Annotated in this window: 21 protein-coding genes and 1 tRNA gene; 10 read left to right on the top strand and 12 right to left on the bottom strand. The window is 72.0% G+C overall.

The annotated features are described in order from the left end of the window. Positions 1–18 precede the first annotated feature (18 nt). Together ABII15_RS20240 and ABII15_RS20245 are read left to right on the top strand one after the other, a co-directional pair. Entirely contained in the window at positions 19–1,533 is a 1,515-nt protein-coding gene (locus ABII15_RS20240) for an amino acid permease (RefSeq protein WP_353943732.1), read from the top strand. Positions 1,534–1,616: 83 nt separating this feature from the next. Beyond that, positions 1,617–1,689 (top strand) — tRNA-Lys (locus ABII15_RS20245). Between the two features lie 48 nt (positions 1,690–1,737). On the opposite strand, the gene ABII15_RS20250 is transcribed toward ABII15_RS20245, so the two are convergent. Continuing rightward, a complete protein-coding gene (locus ABII15_RS20250) occupies positions 1,738–2,829 on the bottom strand; it encodes a histidine kinase (protein WP_353943733.1) in 1,092 nt (363 codons plus the stop codon). Further along, positions 2,826–3,500, bottom strand: coding sequence for a response regulator transcription factor (locus ABII15_RS20255; RefSeq protein ID WP_353943734.1), 675 nt, complete (start codon positions 3,498–3,500; stop codon positions 2,826–2,828). Before ABII15_RS20255 ends, ABII15_RS20250 begins: the two co-directional genes overlap by 4 nt. Before the next feature lie 197 nt (positions 3,501–3,697). Here ABII15_RS20255 and ABII15_RS20260 point away from each other — a divergent pair, with 197 nt between their 5' ends. After that, entirely contained in the window at positions 3,698–4,993 is a 1,296-nt protein-coding gene (locus tag ABII15_RS20260) for a DUF418 domain-containing protein (RefSeq protein ID WP_353943735.1), read from the top strand. Positions 4,994–5,051: 58 nt separating this feature from the next. Here ABII15_RS20260 and ABII15_RS20265 read toward each other — a convergent pair whose 3' ends face one another. Continuing rightward, a complete protein-coding gene (locus ABII15_RS20265) occupies positions 5,052–5,303 on the bottom strand; it encodes a chaplin (RefSeq protein ID WP_353943736.1) in 252 nt (83 codons plus the stop codon). Between the two features lie 371 nt (positions 5,304–5,674). Then, positions 5,675–6,871, bottom strand: a complete 1,197-nt coding sequence (locus ABII15_RS20270; RefSeq protein ID WP_353943737.1) for an FAD-dependent monooxygenase — start codon at positions 6,869–6,871, stop codon at positions 5,675–5,677. Positions 6,872–6,991: 120 nt separating this feature from the next. Between ABII15_RS20270 and ABII15_RS20275 the strand changes: the two genes are divergently transcribed. Both ABII15_RS20275 and ABII15_RS20280 read left to right on the top strand, forming a co-directional pair. Then, entirely contained in the window at positions 6,992–7,393 is a 402-nt protein-coding gene (locus tag ABII15_RS20275) for a hypothetical protein (protein ID WP_353943738.1), read from the top strand. A 148-nt stretch (positions 7,394–7,541) separates the two neighbouring features. Further along, positions 7,542–7,808, top strand: coding sequence for a chaplin (locus ABII15_RS20280; RefSeq protein ID WP_353943739.1), 267 nt, complete (start codon positions 7,542–7,544; stop codon positions 7,806–7,808). Positions 7,809–7,882: 74 nt separating this feature from the next. On the opposite strand, the gene ABII15_RS20285 is transcribed toward ABII15_RS20280, so the two are convergent. Genes ABII15_RS20285 through ABII15_RS20295 form a run of 3 tightly spaced genes read right to left on the bottom strand, consistent with a single transcriptional unit; the run spans position 7,883 to position 9,726 of the window. Then, positions 7,883–8,752 carry a tyrosinase family protein gene (locus ABII15_RS20285; RefSeq protein WP_353943740.1) on the bottom strand — a complete coding sequence of 290 codons (870 nt, stop codon included), beginning with the start codon at positions 8,750–8,752 and terminating at the stop codon, positions 7,883–7,885. Between the two features lie 6 nt (positions 8,753–8,758). Continuing rightward, positions 8,759–9,178: a tyrosinase family oxidase copper chaperone gene (locus ABII15_RS20290; RefSeq protein WP_353943741.1), complete on the bottom strand. Its 420-nt coding sequence runs from the start codon at positions 9,176–9,178 to the stop codon at positions 8,759–8,761. Between the two features lie 44 nt (positions 9,179–9,222). Further along, positions 9,223–9,726, bottom strand: a complete 504-nt coding sequence (locus ABII15_RS20295; RefSeq protein WP_353943742.1) for a hypothetical protein — start codon at positions 9,724–9,726, stop codon at positions 9,223–9,225. A 178-nt stretch (positions 9,727–9,904) separates the two neighbouring features. Here ABII15_RS20295 and ABII15_RS20300 point away from each other — a divergent pair, with 178 nt between their 5' ends. Beyond that, complete coding sequence (locus tag ABII15_RS20300) at positions 9,905–10,306, top strand: response regulator (protein WP_353943743.1); 402 nt, start codon at positions 9,905–9,907, stop codon at positions 10,304–10,306. Positions 10,307–10,430: 124 nt separating this feature from the next. Continuing rightward, a complete protein-coding gene (locus ABII15_RS20305; protein WP_353943744.1) occupies positions 10,431–10,643 on the top strand; it encodes a hypothetical protein in 213 nt (70 codons plus the stop codon). A gap of 107 nt (positions 10,644–10,750) precedes the next feature. Here the strand turns inward: ABII15_RS20305 and ABII15_RS20310 are convergent, their stop codons facing one another. The 5 genes from ABII15_RS20310 to ABII15_RS20330 form a co-directional block, all read right to left on the bottom strand. Continuing rightward, entirely contained in the window at positions 10,751–11,254 is a 504-nt protein-coding gene (locus ABII15_RS20310; protein WP_353943745.1) for a DUF5949 family protein, read from the bottom strand. Between the two features lie 174 nt (positions 11,255–11,428). Continuing rightward, positions 11,429–11,668 (bottom strand): chaplin, encoded by a 240-nt coding sequence (locus ABII15_RS20315; protein WP_353943746.1) that lies wholly within the window; start codon positions 11,666–11,668, stop codon positions 11,429–11,431. 117 nt (positions 11,669–11,785) lie between these two features. Next, positions 11,786–12,064 carry a hypothetical protein gene (locus tag ABII15_RS20320; protein ID WP_353943747.1) on the bottom strand — a complete coding sequence of 93 codons (279 nt, stop codon included), beginning with the start codon at positions 12,062–12,064 and terminating at the stop codon, positions 11,786–11,788. 257 nt (positions 12,065–12,321) lie between these two features. Then, positions 12,322–13,035, bottom strand: coding sequence for a hypothetical protein (locus ABII15_RS20325; protein WP_353943748.1), 714 nt, complete (start codon positions 13,033–13,035; stop codon positions 12,322–12,324). 226 nt (positions 13,036–13,261) lie between these two features. Then, positions 13,262–13,501 carry a chaplin gene (locus tag ABII15_RS20330; RefSeq protein WP_351449776.1) on the bottom strand — a complete coding sequence of 80 codons (240 nt, stop codon included), beginning with the start codon at positions 13,499–13,501 and terminating at the stop codon, positions 13,262–13,264. A gap of 325 nt (positions 13,502–13,826) precedes the next feature. Between ABII15_RS20330 and ABII15_RS20335 the strand changes: the two genes are divergently transcribed. The 3 genes from ABII15_RS20335 to ABII15_RS20345 are packed head-to-tail and all read left to right on the top strand — an operon-like array spanning position 13,827 to position 17,589. Further along, positions 13,827–14,933: a DUF3344 domain-containing protein gene (locus ABII15_RS20335; protein WP_353943749.1), complete on the top strand. Its 1,107-nt coding sequence runs from the start codon at positions 13,827–13,829 to the stop codon at positions 14,931–14,933. 47 nt (positions 14,934–14,980) lie between these two features. Next, complete coding sequence (locus tag ABII15_RS20340) at positions 14,981–16,123, top strand: glycosyltransferase family 4 protein (RefSeq protein ID WP_353943750.1); 1,143 nt, start codon at positions 14,981–14,983, stop codon at positions 16,121–16,123. Then, positions 16,120–17,589: a sugar transferase gene (locus ABII15_RS20345; RefSeq protein WP_353943751.1), complete on the top strand. Its 1,470-nt coding sequence runs from the start codon at positions 16,120–16,122 to the stop codon at positions 17,587–17,589. Before ABII15_RS20340 ends, ABII15_RS20345 begins: the two co-directional genes overlap by 4 nt. Positions 17,590–17,622 lie beyond the last annotated feature (33 nt).

Genomic DNA, 17,622 nt, shown 5'->3' on the forward strand with positions numbered 1-17,622 from the left:
GAGGGAATCGCTGGGGGCATGACAAGAGAAGCAGGCGACGAGGCTGACGTGAAACCGCCCCCGACACCGCCCCCGACACAGCCCGGCTCCGACGAGGAACGTCTCGCTCAGCTCGGGTACACGCAGGTCCTGGCCCGCCGGATGTCCGCGTTCTCGAACTACGCGGTCTCCTTCACGATCATCTCGGTGCTCTCCGGCTGCCTGACGATGTACCTGTTCGGCATGAACACCGGTGGCCCGGTGCTCATCACCTGGGGCTGGGTCGGGGTCGGCCTGATGACGCTCTTCGTCGGGCTCGCGATGGCCGAGATCTGCTCGGCGTATCCGACGTCGGCGGGCCTGTACTTCTGGGCGCACCGCCTCGCGCCGGAGAAGAGCGCGGCCGCGTGGGCCTGGTTCACCGGCTGGTTCAACGTGCTCGGGCAGGTCGCCGTGACCGCCGGCATCGACTTCGGCGCGGCGTCCTTCCTGGGCGCGTACCTGAACCTCCAGTTCGACTTCGAGGTGACGCCGGGCCGCACGATCCTGCTGTTCGCGGCGATCCTGATCCTGCACGGCCTGCTCAACACCTTCGGCGTCCGTATCGTCGCCTTCCTGAACTCCGTCAGCGTGTGGTGGCACGTGGTCGGCGTCGCGGTGATCGTGGGCGCCCTGGCCTTCGCGCCGGACCACCACCAGTCGGCCTCGTTCGTCTTCGGCGAGTTCGTCAACAACACGGGCTGGGGCAGTGGCGCGTACGTCGTGCTGATCGGGCTGCTCATGGCCCAGTACACCTTCACCGGCTACGACGCCTCCGCCCACATGACCGAGGAGACGCACGACGCATCGACGGCGGGCCCGAAGGGCATCGTCCAGTCGATCTGGACGTCCTGGATCGCCGGATTCGTCCTGCTTCTCGGCTTCACCTTCGCGATCCAGTCGTACAGCGGCGCCCTCACGTCACCGACGGGCGCGCCCCCGGCGCAGATCCTGCTCGACGCGCTGGGCGCCACGGCGGGCAAGCTGCTGCTGCTCGTCGTCATCGGGGCGCAGCTCTTCTGCGGCATGGCGTCGGTGACCGCCAACTCCCGCATGATCTACGCCTTCTCGCGCGACGGCGCCCTGCCGTTCTCCCGCGTCTGGCACACGGTCAGCCCGCGCACCCGGACCCCGGTCGCGGCGGTCTGGCTGGCGGCGGCGGGTGCGCTCGTCCTCGGCCTGCCGTACCTGATCAATGTGACGGCCTACACGGCGGTCACGTCCATCGCGGTCATCGGCCTCTACATCGCCTACGTCATCCCGACACTGCTGCGGCTGCGCAAGGGCGACGCGTTCGAACGCGGCCCGTGGCACCTGGGCCGCTGGTCCGGTGCGGTGGGCGTGATCGCGGTGACCTGGGTGGCCGTGATCACCGTTCTCTTCATGCTTCCGCAGGTCTCCCCGGTGACCTGGGAGACCTTCAATTACGCGCCGATCGCGGTGCTCGTCGTGCTCGGCTTCGCGGGCGTGTGGTGGCTGGCCTCGGCCCGCCACTGGTTCCTGCGCCGCTCCTGACCCGCCCCGGAACACCGATACCCGATCGGTGTTCCGGGCCCGGCGGGCTATGCTCGGGGGTGCGTCGGCCCGTGCCGACGCGTGGACCGTTAGCTCAATTGGCAGAGCAGTGGACTTTTAATCCATTGGTTGTGGGTTCGAGTCCCACACGGTCTACAGAGAAAGCCCAGCTCAGGCGGTTGCCTGGCTGGGCTTTCGGCGTCCTCAGCCCGCACCCCCCGTCGGCAGCTCCAGCCGCAGCGCGAACCCTCCCTCCGGCGTTCGCTCCGACGTGACGCTGCCGCCCAGGAGCTCGGCGCGCTGGCCCAGGCCGATGAGGCCGTGGTGGGCGCCGGGCAGGCGCAGGGCCGGGCGGGTGGGGGCGGTGTTCGTGATGGTGACGCGGAGCCGGGGGCCGTGGCGCTGGATGCGGACGGTGGCGGCGGCGCCGGGGGCGTGCTTGCGGACGTTGGTCAGGGCTTCCTGGACCGTGCGGTAGACGGCGCGCTGGAGTCGCGGAGGGAGCTCGCCGGAGAGGTTCGTGACCAGTTCCGTCTCGATCCCGCTGGCCCCGATCAGCTGGTGGAGGTCGGCGAGGGAGGGCTGCGGGGTGAGTTCGGTGGGCCGGCTGCCCGAGGCGCGCAGCACGCCGATCATGTGGCGCAGCTCGTCCAGGGTCTGCACGCTGAGCCGCCGGATCGTGGCACCGGCGGCCCGCGCGTCGGCGTCCCGGCTGCCCACCTGGAGCGCTCCGGCCTGCACCGCGATCAGGCTGACCTGGTGCGAGACGACGTCGTGCATCTCCCGGGCGAGCTGGGCCCGCTCCTTCGCCAGCACCGCCTGGGAGGTGAGCAGTTGCTGGTGCTCGCGGGCCTCGGTGATCTCGGCGAGGCGCAGCGAGAGTTCCCGGTGGGCCTGCACGAGCTGGCCGAGGAAGACCGGCGCGGCGGCCGTGGCGAGGGTGTACGTGATGTTGACCAGGACATGGGGCCGGCCGAGGTCCCCGGTCTCCAGGTTCGACCACGGCCAGGGCATGAAGTCGGCGACCGCGAAGGCGAGGGCGCAGCACACCAGGAGGCTGCGGTGCCGGGCGAGCGAGGAGAGCGTGTAGAGCGCGGCCAGGGTGGCGAAGACCGCGTCGGTGAGCAGGGCGGTGGGCAGGGTCAGGACGAAGGCGACGAGGGGCCGGTGCCGGCGCAGGGTGAGCGCGGCCACCGCGAGGAGCGCGACGGCGACGGAGCTCCGGTCCTCGCGGTCGACGTTGAGCCACACGTCCGCCAGGGCGGCGGCCACGAGCGCCGCGTCGGAGGGTTTCACCGGTCGCCCCGGTCGCGGTCCCGGCCGCGCCAGAGGACCCCGGCGCGCTCGGCGAGCAGCGCCGCCTGCACCCGGCTGCCGACCTCCAGCTTCTCCAGCAGGGCGCTGACGTGCCCTTTGACCGTGCCGACGCTCAGGTGCAGCCGGATGCCGATGTCCGCGTTCGCCAGCCCCTCGGCCATGAGGACCAGGACGTCCCGCTCGCGCTCGGTCAGCCGTCCGACGAGGAGGGCGGCGGCGGGCTCGCGGCCGCCCTGGTCCAGGAAGCCGTTCACCACGGTGCGCGTCACCCGCGAGGACAGCACGGTCCCGCCCTCGGCCAGCGTCCGTATCAGGTAAGGCAGTTGCTCCGGATCCGTGTCCTTGAGCAGGAACCCGGCGGCGCCCGACCGCAGCGCGGCGTCGATGTACTCGTCGGCGTCGAACGTGGTGAGCATGGCCACCACCGGCGGGTTCTCCAGCCGGCGCAGCTCGGCCAGTACGGTCAGCCCGTCCACGTCGGGCATCCGGATGTCCAGGAGCACGACGTCCGGCTCCAACTCCCGTACGGACGAAACGGCTTGGCCGCCGGAGACGGCCGCCACCACCTCGATGCCCCCGGTGGCGTCGAGGATGTGCGTGAAGCCCGTACGGACGAGTGCCTCGTCGTCGACCACCAGAACCCGGATCATGCGCGCTCCACTCGCCATGGGCCGTCATCCGATGGGTACCACGCGCGCGGGCGGCCGTCTGCGGTGTTCGCGGGAACGCGGGCCGGTGGACGGCAGGGATCCGGCCGGTCGGCGGGCGGGCTCCCGCCGTCCGGCCGGGGCGGCTTCGGCCGGTCGGCGGATGGGGGCGGCGGGCCGCCGCGTGAACCCTGGGAGGCATGACAGACGAAGGCTCTCCGGTCCCGCCGCGTGCGGCGTTGCGCGAGGCGGCGGCGGTCCCCTCTCCTCTCTCCTCCGCCGCCGCCTCTCCCCCGGTCCCGACCCCGGCCACGGGCACAGGTCGTCTGGTCGGCGTCGATCTGGCCCGTGGCCTCGCGGTGTTCGGCATGTACGCGGTCCACGTCGGTCCCGAGCCCTCGGTGGGCGGGCCCGTGGGTTTCCTGATGGAGGCGGCGCGCGGCCGCTCGGCCACGCTGTTCGGCGTGCTCGCCGGGTTCTCGCTGGTCATCATCATGGGCAGGACCCGCCCGCGCCGGGGCCGGGCCGGCCGGCGGGCGGTCGTACGGGTCGTGATCCGCTCCGTACTGCTCATCGCTCTCGGCTACGCCCTGACGGCGCTGGACACCACCATCGAGGTGATCCTCAGTTTCTACGGACTGCTCTTCCTGCTGCTCCTGCCGTTGTACCGGCTGCGGGCCGCGACACTCGCGCTCCTCGCCGCCGCCGGCGCACTGCTTCTGCCGCAGATCCTCTACGCGATACGGGTGGCCCTCGACGAGGGGAGCTGGGGAGACACGCTCATCTCCTGGGACCCGCTGGCCCGGCTCACCGGCACGGACGGCCTCGTCGAGCTGCTGTTCACCGGCGAGTACCCGGCGCTCACCTGGGCGCCGTTCCTGCTCGCGGGCATGGCGGTCGCCCGCCTCGATCTGACCCGCCCCGGGGTCCGCGCCCGGCTCGCCCTGACCGGCACGGGTCTCGCGGTCCTCGGCTACGGACTGTCCTGGCTCGCCCTGCGCCTGGTGCCCGGCGCGCTGGGCCTCATCGCCTCGGCCACGGACGGCGGTTCGGCCTCCTCGGCCTGGTGGTCCGACACGGTGGGCGATCCCTACGGTGCCGCGAGCACCCCGCTCGACTGGCTGCTGGTGGCCGCGCCGCACAGCCAGACCACGTTCTCCATCGTCGGCAACACCGGTGTGGCGCTGGTGGTCCTGGCCGGCTGCCTGGCCGTCGTCGACCGCATGCCGCGTCTCACCCGGGCCCTCGCGCCCGTCGCCGCGGTCGGCACGATGGCGCTGACCGTCTACGCCCTGCACATCGTCGCGCTCTGGCTGCTGACCGACGTGTGGTCGGTGCCCGCGGCCGACAGCGACACGATGGCGGCGCTCCCCATGCTGCTCGCCTTCATCGCGGGCGCGCTGCTGCTCGCCGTCCTGTGGACCGCCCGCTTCCGGCGCGGCCCGCTGGAGCAGCTGCTGCGCCTCGCCGCGCTGCCCGCGCGCCGCGTCCGATGAGCGTTCCCCCCGATGCGTGTGCCCGGGCCCGACGGCCCGGGCACACGCGTTCGTGGAACTAGCCGTTCACGCAGGCGTTGCCGAACGCCGGGTTGAGCAGGCCGATCACGTTGACCGAGTTGCCGCAGACGTTGACCGGAACGTCGATCGGCACCTGGACGACGTTGCCGGACAGCACGCCGGGGCTGTTCGCCGCGAACCCGGCGGCGGTGGCCCCGTCGGGACCGTCCTGCGCGGAGGCGACGGCAGCGGAACCCAGAACCGCGGTCCCGGCCAGGACCGTGGCGGCTGCGAATGCGCGAAGACGCATCGTTTCTCCCTAAAAGGTGAGGGGAATATGACGCGTCAATCACACCGCCGCCGGGTGCGCGGGACGGCGAATTGAGCCGTAGGCGGGCGTGTCCCGCGGACGGTCAGCGCCCCCGGTGCGGCGCCTGGTCCACCCGCACCCAGCCGCGCGCGGGCCGGACCGGACGGGCCGGTGGAGGCCCTGGTACCGCCCTTCCGTGGGCCTGCCACAGGCGCACCACGGTCTCGTAGATCGGAGTGTCCGACGGAGGATGCGACGGAGCATTCGACATGCTTGTCGGATCGTTTCTCTTCATCTCCATGGCCTGCTCAACGAAGTGCGGCGGCCGGAAGAACGGACCGTTATCCCGGTGCAATGAAAATGAGGGGGAATCAGTCCTTCTGAAGGAACCGGGCCAGCCGCGGCCCGAGCCGGCGCTTCAGCGACCGCAGCGCTCCGGTTCCGTTCACCACCCGGTCCACCTGGTAGTACAGCCGCGGCGGTACGTGCGGCAGCAGCGGGGAGTGGCGCTGTCCGAGCAGGGCGAACATCTGGGCGGGCGGCAGATGGACGTAGCGCGGCAGGTTCTCGTACCAGCCGGCGCTGAGCCGGGCCGCGCTCTGCAACGGCAGCAGCGCGTGCCGCCGGGTCCGCTCGTAGCGGCCGAGGGCGGCGGCGAGCGGAGCGTCCCCGTCCAGGGCCCGCGCCAGCGCCATCGCGTCCTGCATCGCCAGGGTGGTCCCCGCGCCGATGGAGTAGTGCGTGGTGTGGGCGGCGTCGCCCAGCAGGACCAGATTGCCGCGGGACCAGGTCCGGTTGGTGACCGTGCCGAACCGCTGCCACTGCGCGGGCCCGTCCACATCGGTCCGGCCGATCAGCGGGTGCCCGCGCAGCGGCTCGGCGAAGAGGTCCGCGAGCAGCTTCAGGGCGACGTCCCGCTCCAGCGCGTCGAGGCCGAGCCCGCTCCAGGTGGCGGGCGAGCACTCGACGATGAAGGTGCTGTGCTCGCCGTCGAAGCCGTACGCGTAGGCCCAGATCCAGCCGTGGTCGCTCTCCACGAAGGCGAAGGTGAAGGACCGGAAGACCTGCGTCGTGCCGAGCCAGACGAACCGGTTGTGCCCCGGCACGGTCCGGGTGCCGAAGTGCTCCGGGTGCGCGTCGCGCAGCGCGCTGCGGGCGCCGTCGCCCGCCACGACCAGGTCGCCGTCCAGGTCGGGGTCGCCGGGGGCGACCGTCCGGCCGTAGGACAGCTCGACGCCGAGCTCGGACGCCCGGCCGGCCAGGATCTCCAGCAGCCGGTGGCGGCCGATCGCGAAGCCCGTGTCACCGTGGTGGACCGTGGTCCGGCCGCCGATGTGCGCCACGCCGTCGGTCCACCGCACCGAGTGCTCCTCGATGGCGCGCGCGGACTCGGCGTCGTGCGCCGTGAGGGTGTCGAGCATGTCCGGCCAGTAGGTGACGCCCCAGCCGTACGTCGACCCGGCGGGGTTCCGTTCGTGGACGGTGACGTGGCGTCGCGGGTCCCGCAGTTTCAAAAGGATGGACAAGTACAGCGACGCGGGCCCTCCGCCGGCGCAGACCACCTTCATACGTCCTCCTCCGCTGCGGGCGACTCCCCGGGACACCGGGGACACCCGGGAAACGAGAGGGCGCCCGTCTGGTTCCTGGTGCACTGTGGGGGAGGGGGCGACGGAAAGGCGTACCCATACATGTTCCTCACCCGGTGTGCGGTCCTGCTCGTGGCGGCGGCCCTGGCCCCGCCCTTGGCGACCGCGTCCCCCGCGACGGCGGACACCCACGACCCGCCGGCGCTGCTGACGGCCGCTCAGTGCCGGGCGCGCGGAGGCGTCCCGGCGTTCCGCGTCTTCGGCGGCGGTGACGCCTACCGGTGCGTCAAGCGGGTCACCGGCGCCGGTCCCGCGGCCGGCGGAACGGACACCGGGTTCGCCTACGTCCGCCGCCCGCACTTCGACCTGGACTATCTGGCACCCGCCGAATGCCAGGCCGGCGGCGGCGTCCTGCGCTGGGAGGACGACGGCGACGCGGGCGGCGGCACGCAGATGTGCCGGGGCGGCGTGTACGACAAGAAGACGGTGGTCCCGGCCTTCTGACGCACGGATCGCGGAACGGGTGCCGCCGGATTCCCGCCCTTTTCAGGATGTATCCACGTAAAAGCCGTTACTGCTGATGGGGCGTGGCCGTTGAACAGGCCGACGGCTGCGACCACGCGGCCGCACTGCCAAGCAAAAGGAGAACGTGATGTCTCGCATCGCGAAGGCAGCCGCTGTCGCCCTCGGCACGGGTGCCGTGGTGATCAGCGGCGCCGGTCTGGCCATGGCCGACGCGGGTGCCCAGGGCGCTGCCGCCAACTCGCCGGGCGTCCTGTCGGGCAACCTGCTCCAGGTCCCCGTCCACGTTCCGGTCAACGCCTGCGGCAACACCGTGGACGTCATCGGCCTGCTGAACCCGGCGTTCGGCAACACCTGCGTGAACAGCGACGGCGGCGACGCCGGCTACGGCGGCTGACGCATCGCAGCGTACGCGGACCGACGAGGGCCCCCGGCACACGGTGCCGGGGGCCCTCGTGCGTCCCGCGACGGTCACACGTACCGGTACAGGCTCTTGTGTTCGAGCATGTCGCGGATCGGTGTGTTCCAGGGCGTCATGGTGTCGCCCGCGATCAGGATCTTCTTGCGCTGCGCGTCACCGAGGCCGGGGCGCTCGGCGGGCAGATAGGGCGCCGCGTCGGGGTGCCGCTCGTGCCACCGCGACCAGCACAGGTCGACGAAGGCGTGGTGCAGCCAGAACACGGGGTCGTTCACCGAACCGGCGCCCAGCATGTGGCCGCTCACCCAGCGGTGCACCCGGTTGTGGTTGTACCAGGTGCGGTCCCCGAGGCGGCTGGGCCAGCCCTCGAACGCGTTGCGGAACCCGCTGGACGCCGTGGAGTTCCAGGGACTCGCGTCGTACGCGGACTCCCGCATCGCCGACTCCAGCTCGGCCTTGTCCGGCAGCTCGAGCGGGGCCTGCGGCCGCCCGAAGTCCCGCATCAGGAAGTCGCCGTCGGTCACGGCCACCGTGACGGTCCAGTGGCCGTGCGCGCGGGCGAACGGCCCGGTCGTCACCCGCCGGTCTCCGCCGCGGCCGTTGCCGCCGAGGAAGTCCTCGCCCCACAGCGAGGCGGCCGGCGTCCGGTCCGCCGTCCAGTCCCAGTACGGGACCGTGACCCCCGCGTCCACCTTCTGCAGGGCCCGTTCGAACTCCAGCAGGAACTTGCGGTGCCAGGGGAAGAACGACGGCGTCATGTGCGCGACGCGCAGACCGCCGTCACCGTCCCCCTGGTAGAAGTCGATGTGCGTGCGCACGAAGTCGTCGTAGCGGCCGCTCTTCTTGACCGCAAGCACGGCGTCCACGAAGCGCCGCTTCTGCGCCTTGGTGAGCGTGTTCTGGTTCTGCCGGGTGTGCACCATCGGCGCTCACACCTCCCCGGCGTGGTCGCGCAGCTCCTGGCCGCCGAGCTCGGCGACGGCCCCCCTCGCCGCGGCGAGAGGGGTGGCGTACGAGTCGTAGTGGTCGACCATGCTCAGGTACGAGCCGTCGGCCCGGCGCATGAGGTGCAGCGGCCGGCCGTCCACCATGACCTGCCAGGCGCCGCCCGCCCCGGCGGCCCGGCTGCCCGTGATCCGCCGCCCCCGGTACATCTCGTCGAACACCTCGGGCGCCGCGGCCGCTCCGGCCCGTGGGTCGGAGCGCTGCGGGCGGGGACGCATCCGTACGACGGCGACGGCGGTGGAGAGCGCCCCCAGAAGGACCAGGCCCGCGCCGCGCCGGGTCAGCAGTGCTCTCGCACCCGGCGCCCGGCCCGTGGGCAGGGGAAGTTGGGGATTCACGACCATGTCCTCCTGGAGGTCTGGGGGCCGGGGACCGGCCCCTCGGGGGATCAGCCCAGGGCCAGGTCGGCCCCCGGCTCGGCCTGGACGTCGGGGGTGCCGAGCGCGGCCTGCGGCGCCGACACCTCGGGCAGCCCGAGCCGTTCGGGCCGCGGGCCGCTCAGCGGCGGGTTCACGGAGGCGCCCGGCGTCAGGGTGTGCACGGGGGTGCCCTCGGTGCTCAGCCCGAGCCGGTCGGTCCGCTCGGAGGGCAGCAGCTGAGGCACCGGCACATCGGCGTCGGTGGCGGGCAGTTCGCTGCTCACCGGCAGCCGCGGCAGCGCGTGCTGCGGCAGGACGTGGTCCTGCGAGTACCGGGGCCCTTCGGGCGCCCCCGGCATCGGGACCGGCACCGCGGTGCTCAACTCCGGTACGTCCATGTGCAGTGCGCTCTCCACGCCGCCGAGGGGCACCTCGACGGGCACGTTCGCCGACGCGACGGCGGGGGTGGCCCCGGCCGCGGCGGCGATGCAGCCGGCCAGCACAGCGATCGTTCCTCGTACCTTGATGCTCATTTCGGATGCTGTCTCTTTCCATTCGGGATTGATGACGCATCAGGGGTAACGAACCTTCTTGCGTATCAGTGCAGAATTCCCTCGGCGGGACTAATCCGCAGATAGTGCACCTCCCGGACCGCCGATCTGAAGGACAATCAATCTGTCGGCGCGGGGGAGAAGATCGAGGTCTTCCAAGGTGAAAATTCTGCTGATCGATGAATGCGCCTGGGGCATCAAGGCGTTGGAGGCGGCGCTCGTCCCGCTGGACGTCCCGACCGCCGGCGTCTCCTCCAACGACGCGGCGCTGAAGACGCTGATACGGGGCGGTGTGGGCCTGGTCGTGCTGGTGCTCGGGCGGCCCGGAGCGGACCGGCTGGAGGTCGTCCGGTACATGCGGCGGATCGGCCCGATGCGCTGCATCCCGGTCATCACGGTGTCCGACCGCCGGTATCTGGCCGGATTCGTGGTCGAGGCGGCCGAGCTGGAGGTCGCGGACGTGCTGACGACGCCGCTGGACCCGCAGGCGCTGCGGTTCAAGGCCCGCTACCTCCTCACGGTCCACGGACGCTGCGGAACCGATCACCCGTCGTGTTCCTGATCCGGGCAGGGGGCGACCAGGGGAAATCACGGAGAGTGACGAAATGTGACGCTCGGCGCGACAAGTGCGGAGTGCGGCATTAGCGTCGTTCGTGTCCCGAAGTACCACAGATTGGACTTCCCCCATGAAGCAGATCGTCCGGCGGACCTCCGTGGCCGCCCTGATCGCCGCCGCCGCCCTCGTGCCCCTCTCGGGCGCCGCGCAGGCCGCCACGACCCAGGCCCCCGCCCGGTCGGTGGCCGCCGCCCACCCGTGCGGTGACGACTGGGAGTGCCACCACCACTGGCACCACCACGGTCTCGACCTCGGTCTCGGCCTCGGTCTGGGCCTCGGCTGACCGAGCCACAGGGAAGCAGTGCGCCGCGGTGCGGCGGGGCGGGCCGTCGACACGGCCGGCCACCGCCGCACCGCGGTCGCGTGTGTGCGGTCCGGACCGGTCGGTGCTCAGCCGCGGATGCGGCGGATGGGCAGAATGCAGTGGGCGGCCGCCGTCAGGGTCTCTTCGGCACCCGCGAACTTCTCCAGCTCGCCCTCGGCGACCGGCTGTCCGGGGGGAGCGGTGGGCCAGGGGCGGGTGGTGAAGACGAAGTACGCGCTGCCCCGCGCGTCGGCGGCCTCCAGCCACTCGGGGGGCACCTGGCACTGGGCGTTCAGCATCGGCATCGTGACGACGGCCTGGCCCGCCTCGACGAGCAGCGAGACCGGGAAGCTGGGATGCCGGGAACCGTCGTGGACCGTGGTGCCCAGGGTCAGCCCGTTGTTGAGCAGGAGCGCCCGCACGGCCGTCTCCGCGCCCTCGGGGCCCGCCGGGGAATCCCCCATGGAGTAGGCGAGGAGGAAAGGCATGTCGTCTTCCTCACCGACGTGTTCCCCACTCCAGGCGATGACAGCGAGGGTTCCCAGATCCGCTGCCCGAAACGTGGTGTCAATACTCGACGTTGAAGTCACCGAGGAAGCCTAGCGAGACAACGGCCGTCCATTGCGGCGCTGTCACTCCATTGGTGGAACGCGGGGCACTCGAATTGATGTCGGAGAACGCCGAAGGCTGGTCCGGGAACACCTGAGTTCCGAACCAGCCTTCGATACATGGCTCGACGTGCGCGGGGAAAACGCGGCGTCGTGTCAGTTGTTGACGGCGGTGTTGCCGAAAGCCGGGTTCAGGCCGGCGATGCCGTTGACCGTGTTGCCGGAGACGTTGACCGGAACGTGCACCGGAACCTGGCCGACGTTGCCCGAGGCGACGCCCGGCGAGCCCACCGCGGCACCCTCGGCGCCGGCGTCGGCGAAGGCGGCACCGGAAGCGGCACCCGCCGCGAGGCCGGCGGTGGCAAGGACAAGAGCGGCCTTCTTGGCAGTGTTCATTTTCACGAACCTTCCGTCGGGGGGTTTCCGGGATCGTATGGGCGTGCTTCGCGGGAGACGCCGGAAAGACACACCCTCGTAAACCCTTCGCCTGTTCGGATCAACGGACCAGGGGCATTACTTGCCGAGCGGAAGACCGCCGAGCAGGTCGGTGGGGGCCGCGGCGCCGCCCGGGTTCAGCTGGTCGGTGGCGCCCGTCACGGTGTCCACCGCGCCGCCCTTCGGGTCGAGCAGGTTGCTGCTGACCGGCTGGGCGTCGAGCGTCGGCTGGCTGGCGATGGTGTCCAGGGCGCCGTTCAGGCTCGTGGGGGCGAGGTCCGAGGCAAAGGCGGGCGCGGCGGCACCGGCGATGACGAGGGAACCGGCGACAACGGCAGCGGCCTTCAAAGACTTCATTGTTTATCCTTTCCTCGATGACTATTCCGTCATCGGCATGGAATATTCACCGCGGGGCATTCTGAATGTGCGGTGTTCGGCTTCTTCTTGCTCAACGACCGTCTTCGCCGACGGAAACTCCGGAATGCGCCGGTTCATTGATCCCCACTCGAAAGAACGGTTCCTCGGCGTAAATATGAATTAACGTGCGCAGCTCGAAAACCCGCCCGGGGCAGGTCGTGGGACCTGCCCCGGGCGGGCTGCGAACGCGGGTGCGGTTACGAGGTGGCGGGGGTCTGGGGGAGAGCCGGCGCCTGCGGGAGGGCCGGGGTCTGAGGAACGGCCGGGGCCTGGGGGACGGACGGGGTCGCCGGGAGCGACGGCGTGGTCGCGGCGGGCAGCTGCGGCAGCGCGGGCAGGCCCGGCAGGTCGGGGGCCGGGAGCGCGCCGCTCAGGAGCGTGGCCGCGAGGACGTTGACCAGGCCGGTCACGACGGCGGGCGCCTGCGTGGGGAGCGCCTTGACGTCGCCGGACGTCGCGGACTTCACCAGCGCGTCGACCGCGGCCTGGAGCGCGGTCAGGGCCTCCGCCTGGACGTCCTTGACGGCGGGCGGTGCTTTCGCGTCGTCAGGAACCGCCGCGTCGGGAGCCTTCGGCACCGGAACCGCGGCGGCCTGCTCCTTCGCGGTGTCGATGGCGGACTTGACCGCGTCGGCGTGCTTCTGGGCCTCGTCCGCGGGCAGCTTGCCGTCCTTCGTCTTGAGGACGGCGTCGAGCAGGCCGGTGACCGGGGTCATGACGCCGGCGGTGTCCTGGAGGGTCTTGACCTGGTTGAGCAGGGTGGCGGCGTCGGGAGCGGCGGTGGATGACACAACCGTGCGGCTGGCGCGCTCGTCGGCGGAGTCCGCGGCGAACACGGGTGCCGCCGCACCGATCAGGAGGGACGCGCAGAGAGCGGAGGTCGCGATGCGCCGTACGGGCAGAGCAGGCATTTCTTTCCCCTTCGAGGGCGTGTTGGTGCTTGAGATCACCGTGAGATGCCTCACGACAACCCGCAACCGAGTGACCGCCCTGCGTGACGGGATCGCCCCGTGTCGGTGCCGTTCTCCCTGGTCGGGCCCCTGCGGCCGCCTGCGGGCCGCTGCGTCCGAATGGGGCAGACAACGAAGCAGCCGCCCCTGGAGAAGGGGCGGCTGAGGAAGAGTCAGGCTCCGTGGGTCAGCTGTTGACGCAGCTGTTGCCGAACGCCGGGTTCAGCAGACCGATGACGTTCACGGTGTTGCCGCAGACGTTGACCGGCACGTGCACGGGCACCTGCACGACGTTGCCCGACACGACGCCGGGGGAGTTGGTGGCGGCACCCTGCGCGCCGCTGTCGGCGGCGGCGATGCCGGCGGTGCCGGCCACGGCGGCGGCGGCCATGGCGGAGAAGACGACTGCCTTCGCGGTACGCGACATGAACATGCTCCTTGGGTCGTTCCGTACGGCCGGGACAGGCGCCCGGCTCGTGTGCAACGGACGACGCGCCAGAGAGTTTCGGCTCCGAAAGAGTGAATACCGATTGGTTCGTTGAAGTGGATCGCGGAGTGTCGACACCGGGGGACCGGTAATTTCACAACTCCAACACACATCGTGTATGAAGTGGAACTCACTTTCTGGCCGCTATTGTGGGCCGCCCCCTGTGCAAGGGGTCTGGCCTCCGTGCCGCGGTTGGATAAGTGTGACTTTCTTATTTCCCGGGTGTTGTAGAGCGTCTGCCTCATTCCTGAAAGGGACGCCGGCCATGCGTAATTCGAAAGGTTGTTTCCTGCGTCGCCTGACGGTGGGACTGCTGTCGCTGGCGGTGTTGCCCCCGCTGTGCCAGACGGCGTCGGCGAGCCCCTCGGCACCACCGGAGCCCGCGGCGGAGAAGCCCGCCCTCCCGTTCACCAGCCGCTACGACGCGGTGCTGCACGGCGGTTTCGTGCGCGCGGCGAACTCCGCCATCACGTGCCGGGGCGCGGCGTCGGCCAAGAACGTCGGCTGCGCCGAGGCGCGGGCGGGCGCGACGGCGGCCAACGGCGACTTCGACATGTTCTACACGGACGTCGACCGCGACCCGAACACCTACAACTCGACCCGCGCGGAGGTCCGCGTCCCCGAGGGGGCGCGGGTCACCTACGCGCGCCTGTACTGGGGCGGCAACCTCCGCGTCGGTGAGCAGAAGCCCCCGCGCGACAACGGCCGTGTCCTGGTCTCGGAGCCCGGCGGCGAGTACAAGCAGGTGCTCGCCGACACCGTGGTCGGCCACCGGGTCGCCAACGGCGCGGACGCCTACCAGGCCTCGGCGGACGTCACCGATCTGGTGCGCTCCAGCGGGTCCGGCCTCTACACCGTGGCGCAGCTGAACGTCGCCATGGGGCGGACCGCCGCCGGGGCCTGGGGCGGGTGGACGCTCGTGGCCGCGTACGAGAAGCCGTCCGAGCCGCTGCGCCATCTGTTCCTGCGGGACGGCTTCGACACGTTCACCCGTGCCGCCTCCGCCCAGAAGGTGCACGTACCGGCCGCGTTCCCCGAGGGGGCGCGCGGCTACGCGGGCCTGGTCGCCTACAACGGCGACCGCGGCCGGACCGGTGACTCCCTGACCGTCTCGGCCGGCCGGGGCCGCCCGGTGGCGCTGTCCGACGGGGCCAACCCGGCGGACGACGTCCTCAACTCGACCATCGGCCAGCCGGGGACGCAGCCGGAGCGCGTCCCGGCCCACGACAACACCCTCGGCTACGACTCCGACGTGTTCCCGCTCGACCGGGCCGTGGCCCGCGGCGGCGACGCGCTGGACTTCCGGCTGGCGTCGACCGGGGACCCGGCCTGGGCCGGGGTGCTCTTCGGCGCGGTCGACGCCCGGTCCTAGGCCGGACCCGACCCAGCCGCTCTCTCTCAGTTCTGCCAAAAGAGGCGATGCATGTGACGTCCGCACCCTTGCCGCCGCACGTTCTGCACGTGACCCAACCGGTCGACGGCGGAGTGGCGCGTGTGGTGGCCGACCTGGTGCGCATGCAGCGCGCCGCGGGGATGCAGGTGTCGGTGGCCTGCCCCGCCTCGGGCGAGCTTCCCGGCCGGCTCGCGGCCCTCGGCTGCGAGGTCCTGGAGTGGGAGGCCTCGCGCGCGCCGGGCAGGCAGGTGCCGGGCGAGTGCCGCCGGCTGGCCCGGCTCGTGCGCCGCGTTCGGCCGCAGCTCATCCACGCGCACAGTGCCAAGGCGGGCCTGGTCAGCCGGCTCGTCGTACGGGGCCGGATCCCCACCGTCTTCCAGCCGCACGCCTGGTCGTTCGAGGCGGTCGGCGGGCTCGGCGCCCGGCTGGCCCTGACCTGGGAGCGGCGCGGGGCGCGCTGGGCGTCCCGGCTGATCTGCGTCAGCGGCGCCGAACAGCGCACCGGGAGCAGCCACGGCATCGAGGCGCCGTGGCGGCTCGTCCCGAACGGCGTCGACCTGGAGCGGTTCCGCCCCGAGGGGCCCGCCGCGGAGGCCGGGGCCGGCGCGGGCCCGCTCGTCGTGTGCGTGGGACGGCTGTGCCGGCAGAAGGGCCAGGACGTCCTCGTCGAGGCATGGCCGGACGTGCTCGCCACGGTGCCGGGGGCGCGGCTTGTCCTGGTCGGCGACGGCCCCGACCTGGACCCGCTGCGGGCCGCGGCACCGCCGTCGGTCCGCTTCGCCGGGGCGGTCGCCGATCCCGCCCCCTGGTACCGGGCCGCGGACCTGGTCGTCCTGCCCTCGCGGTGGGAGGGCATAGCGCTGGCTCCGCTGGAAGCCATGGCCTGCGGGAAGCCGGTGCTGCTCACGGACGTGGACGGAGCCCGCGAGAGCCTGCCGCCCCCACTGGCCCGCCGGTGCCTGGCCCCGCCGGACGACCCCGCGGCCCTCGCCGGCGCCCTGACCGGGCTGCTGCGCGACGCCGACGCGCTGCGCGACCTGGGCCGGCAGGCCCAGGGCCATGTGCACGCGCACCACGACGTACGGCGGACGGCCGGAGCCGTCACGGACGTCTATCGCGAACTTCTGGGTCTGGAGACCTCCGAGTGCAGAGAGCCGATCGCGACGTGACCCAGGAACGAACCGTGGCCTCCTCGGCCGCCCAGCGGCACGCCGTGGACGACACCGGCCCGCTCGCCACCGTCATCGCGCAGCGCACCGCGAACAGCAACCGCATCACCTTCATCGGCGGCCCCGCGCAGGGGCACTCCTCGCGGGCCTTCCTGTTCGCGACGGACGCCACCGCCGCACTGCTCGGCACCCTCGTCCTGACGCCCGTACAGCGCCACCCGCTGCTGGTGGCCGGGTTCGTCGTGCTCGTCCTGGCCCTGTACCGCAACGCCGGTCTGTACCGCCGCTTCGACGAGCGGTACATGCTCGACGACCTGCCCGCCGTCGCCGGACGGCTCGCGGTCGCGTGGTGCGTGCTGACGGCCCTGGCGACGCTGCCGCCGCTGGAGCGGGTCTCCCCGCACGCGGTGCTCACCGGCTTCGCCGCGCAGGGCGTCCTCACCTTCCTGGGGCGCTCCCTCGTCTACTGGCGGCGGCGCGTGACCCTCGTCCGGCGGCCCTGCACCACGCTCCTGGTGGGGCCGGAGCAGACCGCCGCGCGGGTCGCGGCCGCGCTCCAGCGCAGCCCGCGCAGCGGCGTCAATCTCGTGGGCGTCGTCAGCGACAGCGCGGCCGAACCGCGCGCCGACGACCCGGCGGCGCCGCTGCCGGTGCTGACGACCGTCGGCGACATGCGGCGCGCGGTCATCCAGAACGGCGTCCGGCGCGCGATCGTCCTCGGCAGCGCCGGCGCGCCGGAACACCTGCCCTGGCTGCGCGGCCTGAGCGAACTGCGCTGCGAGATCTGGGAGTTGGACCCCGAGCCGTCGCCGTACGTCGCGCAGTACCGCGCCCCGGGCCGGCAGCTGGCGGGCTTCCCCGTCCGGCCGCTCGTGGCGCCGCCCTTCCCGCGGCACCCCGGAAAGCGCGCGCTCGACCTGGCGATCTCCTCGCTGCTGCTGGTGCTGGCCAGCCCGGTGCTGCTGACCTGCGCCGTCTGGCTGCGGCTGAGCGAGGGGCCCGGCGTGGTGTTCCGGCAGGAGCGCATCGGCAAGGACGGCCGCCCGTTCACGCTGCTGAAGTTCCGCACCCACCGCCCGGCCGACCCGCTGGAGTCCGCGACCCGGTGGAGCGTCGCCAACGAGCACCGGATGCCGTGGTTCTGCCGGTTCCTGCGGCGCACCTCGCTGGACGAGCTGCTCCAGCTGTGGAACGTGTTCCGCGGCGACATGAGCCTGGTCGGGCCGCGGCCCGAACGCCCCTACTTCGTGGTGCAGTTCAGCGAGACGCACCCCGGCTACAGCGAGCGGCACCGGATGCCGACCGGCATCACCGGGCTCGCCCAGATCAACGGGCTGCGCGGGGACACCTCCATCGAGGACCGCTGCCGCTTCGACAACGCGTACATCGACAACTGGTCGCTGTGGCGGGACATCAGCATCCTCCTGCGCACGGCGTCCGAGTTCTTCCGCCCGACGGGAAGCTGATCCGTGACCGTCCTCCCCGCCGTCACCGGCCCG

The organism is Streptomyces sp. HUAS MG91 (genome assembly GCF_040529335.1).
Classification (GTDB): domain Bacteria; phylum Actinomycetota; class Actinomycetes; order Streptomycetales; family Streptomycetaceae; genus Streptomyces; species Streptomyces tabacisoli.

Bases quoted from the DNA above. Each gene is read 5' to 3' on its own strand.
- ABII15_RS20325 (WP_353943748.1), bottom strand. From the start codon at position 13,035: ATGCCTGCTCTGCCCGTACGGCGCATCGCGACCTCCGCTCTCTGCGCG.
- ABII15_RS20270 (WP_353943737.1), bottom strand. From the start codon at position 6,871: ATGAAGGTGGTCTGCGCCGGCGGAGGGCCCGCGTCGCTGTACTTGTCC.
- ABII15_RS20305 (WP_353943744.1), top strand. From the start codon at position 10,431: ATGAAGCAGATCGTCCGGCGGACCTCCGTGGCCGCCCTGATCGCCGCC.
- ABII15_RS20260 (WP_353943735.1), top strand. From the start codon at position 3,698: ATGACAGACGAAGGCTCTCCGGTCCCGCCGCGTGCGGCGTTGCGCGAG.
- ABII15_RS20330 (WP_351449776.1), bottom strand. From the start codon at position 13,501: ATGTCGCGTACCGCGAAGGCAGTCGTCTTCTCCGCCATGGCCGCCGCC.
- ABII15_RS20285 (WP_353943740.1), bottom strand. From the start codon at position 8,752: ATGGTGCACACCCGGCAGAACCAGAACACGCTCACCAAGGCGCAGAAG.
- ABII15_RS20255 (WP_353943734.1), bottom strand. From the start codon at position 3,500: ATGATCCGGGTTCTGGTGGTCGACGACGAGGCACTCGTCCGTACGGGC.
- ABII15_RS20295 (WP_353943742.1), bottom strand. From the start codon at position 9,726: ATGAGCATCAAGGTACGAGGAACGATCGCTGTGCTGGCCGGCTGCATC.
- ABII15_RS20340 (WP_353943750.1), top strand. From the start codon at position 14,981: ATGCATGTGACGTCCGCACCCTTGCCGCCGCACGTTCTGCACGTGACC.
- ABII15_RS20315 (WP_353943746.1), bottom strand. From the start codon at position 11,668: ATGAACACTGCCAAGAAGGCCGCTCTTGTCCTTGCCACCGCCGGCCTC.
- ABII15_RS20265 (WP_353943736.1), bottom strand. From the start codon at position 5,303: ATGCGTCTTCGCGCATTCGCAGCCGCCACGGTCCTGGCCGGGACCGCG.
- ABII15_RS20280 (WP_353943739.1), top strand. From the start codon at position 7,542: ATGTCTCGCATCGCGAAGGCAGCCGCTGTCGCCCTCGGCACGGGTGCC.
- ABII15_RS20335 (WP_353943749.1), top strand. From the start codon at position 13,827: ATGCGTAATTCGAAAGGTTGTTTCCTGCGTCGCCTGACGGTGGGACTG.
- ABII15_RS20290 (WP_353943741.1), bottom strand. From the start codon at position 9,178: ATGGTCGTGAATCCCCAACTTCCCCTGCCCACGGGCCGGGCGCCGGGT.
- ABII15_RS20240 (WP_353943732.1), top strand. From the start codon at position 19: ATGACAAGAGAAGCAGGCGACGAGGCTGACGTGAAACCGCCCCCGACA.
- ABII15_RS20275 (WP_353943738.1), top strand. From the start codon at position 6,992: ATGTTCCTCACCCGGTGTGCGGTCCTGCTCGTGGCGGCGGCCCTGGCC.
- ABII15_RS20320 (WP_353943747.1), bottom strand. From the start codon at position 12,064: ATGAAGTCTTTGAAGGCCGCTGCCGTTGTCGCCGGTTCCCTCGTCATC.